The organism is Marinagarivorans sp., assembly GCF_982758155.1.
Genome location: NZ_CEXWTU010000186.1, coordinates 6,499 through 10,214 on the forward strand (window position 1 = coordinate 6,499; position 3,716 = coordinate 10,214).

The following is a 3,716-nucleotide window of genomic DNA, read 5'->3' on the forward strand; positions in this document are numbered from 1 at the left end:
AAGCCGGTAAGACTGTTTTTCAAAATAAAGGTTGTGCCGATTGCCATGGTGGTGAAGCCTTTACGGATAGCGCCAATGGTAATCGCCATGATGTTGGCACCAGCACTTTGGATTCCGGCTTGCGTTTGCACGGTGTTCTCAATGGGTTTGATACACCAACGTTACGAGGTGTTTGGGATACTGCGCCGTATTTGCACGATGGTTCTGCAGCGACATTAACCGATGTACTTAATAATTCAGCACACGGTAATAGCGCTAGCTTGAGTAGTGGTGAGCGGGAGCAATTAGTGGCTTACCTATTACAAATTGATGGCGAAGAACCTGCTGCGCCATCGATAGCGAATGCAGCAACAATTACGTCTTTAAATTTTGGGCAAACGGTAACAGCGGCAAATATACCGCTCACACTGAATACCACTTTAAATAATATCGAGGAGGTTCAGTGGGTTGTTAATGATATGCCATTAGCGTCTGTTTCTGCGGCACCTTACAGTACGACCTGGGCCGCTGCGAATGTTACAAAGGGCTTACAGCGGGTTTATGCGCGTGTTGTTTACAATAATGGTTTAACGGCAACCTTATCCCCTGAAGTTACGATTAATTATCAGCCGGCAGAGCTGCCTGTTGGGCCACCAACACCACTATTGGTCGAGTTGCGAGTAGAAATCGAAGGTTATGTGAATCATTACGATACTACGCAGGGCAATGCGGGAAGCTCTAATACTGCAAGCTGTTCGTCGGGTTTGGGTACTAATGTGGATATTCATTCTGAAGGTTCTGTGTGTGCGGTCGGTTGGGTTAAAACCGGTGAGTGGCTCGATTACACCATTGATGTGCCGCAGGCTGGTGAGTATGACGTATCGTTTCGTTACTCGAATGCGATTTCGAGCCAGACTGGAATTGTCGAAATTCGCACGCAAAATGGTTCAACAGTTGAAACCGCTACAACGCTAGGGCACACCGGTGGCTGGGGAAATTACCAAACGCAGCTTGAAAATAATCAGCGTGTGACGTTAATAAAAGGCACCCAAACCATCCGTATGTATGTTTTGAGAGAGGGCTTTAATTTAGATTATTTCGATTTGAAAGCACAGTTTGATAGCGGTGTTATTGATGATGGAACGAGTGGCGGTGAAGTGGTGAGCAGCGCCAGTAGTGAAAGTAACAGCTCTATTGCAAGCTCTAGCTCAAACAGCGGTACCAGTAGTTCCAGTGCTGGAAGCAATACAACTTCCGATTTGAAAGTTCAGGCAGAGGACTATACCAATGCCTTTGATATGGAGTCTGAAAATAAAAGTAACCCCAATAATGCCTGTAATTATAAAGGCCATGGGGTTGATGTGGGCTCTACGGGCGATGCTGGCGGTGGTTGTCATGTGGGTTGGATTCATAATGGTGAATGGTTGGATTACAGTATTAATTTAGCGACTGCCGGTGAATATCGATTAACGTATCGCTTTGATAGTGGGCACACGGGTGATCTTGGAGCTATACACTTTAAAAACGCGGCAGGTGCATTGTTAAGTTCAACGCCGGTCAGCGGTGATGGCATTTGGGGTAATTTCAGTGATGTTCAAAGCGTGGTGCACTTGCCAGCTGGACAGCAGACGGTAAGGCTTGAATTTGAGGGCGGCGGTTATGACATTAACTGGTTTAACCTAGAGCTGATTGCAGTCGCGCCTAAAGAACTTTATCAAGCAGAGGACTACGTTAACGCTTCAGATGCTAATGCCGAAAATAAAGGTACGCCGGGCAATGGCTGTATTTATCGAGGTTTGGGTGTAGATGTAACGGCGACGGGAGATAGTGGTGGCGGTTGTCATGTGGGGTGGAGCTCAAACGGAGAGTGGTTGGAGTATGTGATTTCCCCTGAGCAGGCCGGTGAGTACAAATTGACCTATCGTTATGCGAGCGGGCATACAGGTTCTGTCGGCGCTGTGCAGTTTCAAAACTCAGCTGGTGCGACTTTAAACCGGATGGCCGTTGAAGGGACAGGCGTGTGGGGGCAATTTCATGACCTCGTCACTACAGTGAGCTTGGATGCGGGCCAACAAACTATTCGCCTGTATTTGGAGAACCCTGGATTTGATTTGAATTGGTTTAAATTAGAGTATGTAGACGGTTCTGTTACTGATGGCAATCCTCCTACGGATACGGGGAGTACTTGTGGCGCTGGAGCGAATGATGTGATTACTGTTTCAAGCGGTGTTTCTGTTCAGGTTGTAGCTGGTAGTTGCTTGAAATACACCGTTAATAATGGTTCTTTACAGTTTGGCTCTTGGGACGGTCATGCGATTAATTACGATATTGTTGGGGGGCAATCGAATATTACCCATGGCGGTAATGGCTGGGCGTCTGTGGGGCAGCCGCGTGGTGATGTCTACATTAAGATCAACAGCGTTGGTGCTGACACCTTGTCGGTAATGTTAAATCAATGGTGAAAATACTAACCTGCGGCCCCTGTTAAACGGGGCCTTTATTTTACTGAAAAATATTACCTGCCCACTGGGTGAGACCTGTAACCACACTGCCAAAATGGTCTCCATCCACTATTTCAATATTGCCCAATAATCGCTGGGTAGCTTGCCGAATAATGGGCGACTGGCCAGAACCACCTGTAATAAAAACAGTGTCGGGTTTTGCGTTTGCTGTTTGAAGCGTGTCTTTGATTAGTTTTTCGATTTGCGATAGCGGTAAGGCAATCGCATCGGCTAACAGCTCTCTTGTAATGTCGGCTGTTAATGCGTTTTCGATATCACTTAAATCGGTTTGGTAAAAGGTCTCGTCCGAGAGTGCAATTTTAGCTTGCTCACTCGATTTAATAATCGAGAAATTTTTCTTGTGTTCCAGCATGTGCATATAGCGCTGAAAGAGTTCAGGCTGTTTAGCGTGAATAAAAATTTCTTTGGCTGCGCGAATATTTTCGGCACTGTAAAACTGCGTTTGCGCATTCACATCGTTAATTCTTACGGCATTCCAAAACATTTTTGCGGGTAGTGGTAAACCATCTTTGGTGTGCGACTGCATGCCCATTAGCGGCATAATAGCTTTTGCTGCTAGGGTAATATCTAAATCGTTGCCGCCGGTGCGTATGCCGCAATGGGCTAAAATGTCGTCGGTGCGGTCGGCTTTGTTTTTATAGCTGGGGCCCATGTGCATCATGGTGCAATCGGAGGTTCCACCGCCGATGTCGAGTACAAGGACTAGTTTATCGTGCGATAAAGATTGCTCAAAGGCTAAGCCTGCGGCTAAGGGTTCGTACAAGAATTCAATATTTTTGTAGCCACTGCGTGTAGCGGCTTGGCGCAGAATATTGATGGCTTGGCGGTTGCCTTCTTGAGTATTCAAACTAGAGAAATTAACGGGGCGACCAATGACAACACTGGTAATGTCTTTGCCGGTTTGTTGTGCCGTTTTTGCATTAACCTCCATCATCATGGCGGTCACGACATCTTCAAAAAAGGTTAGGTGGCCTTCGTTTAAACCGCTGGCCCCTAAAAAAGATTTTGGCGATTTGGCAAAAAAACCTTCGTCGGGTGCCAGTTTATATTCGGCCATGGCGGCAGCGCCAAAGTGCACTAATGATTCGCTTGGCGCAATACCTTGTTCGTGACGAAAATTGGCGGCAATTCGCAGTTGAGCGGCACGCTGTGTGTGGTATGCCTGCTGTGCGGTACCTGCCGGGAGTTGGCGCGCAACATGCTCAATAATTGCGT

The 3,716-nt window shown here is 47.0% G+C and carries 2 protein-coding genes; one reads left to right on the forward strand and one right to left on the reverse strand.

All coding sequences use genetic code 11. The features are described 5' to 3' along the window. A partial coding sequence (locus AC3A8L_RS16340; protein ID WP_487963341.1) for a carbohydrate-binding protein occupies nt 1–2,441 on the forward strand: 2,441 nt, incomplete at its 5' end. 40 nt (nt 2,442–2,481) lie between these two features. Here the strand turns inward: AC3A8L_RS16340 and yegD are convergent. Further along, a partial coding sequence (yegD, locus tag AC3A8L_RS16345; RefSeq protein ID WP_487963342.1) for a molecular chaperone occupies nt 2,482–3,716 on the reverse strand: 1,235 nt, incomplete at its 5' end.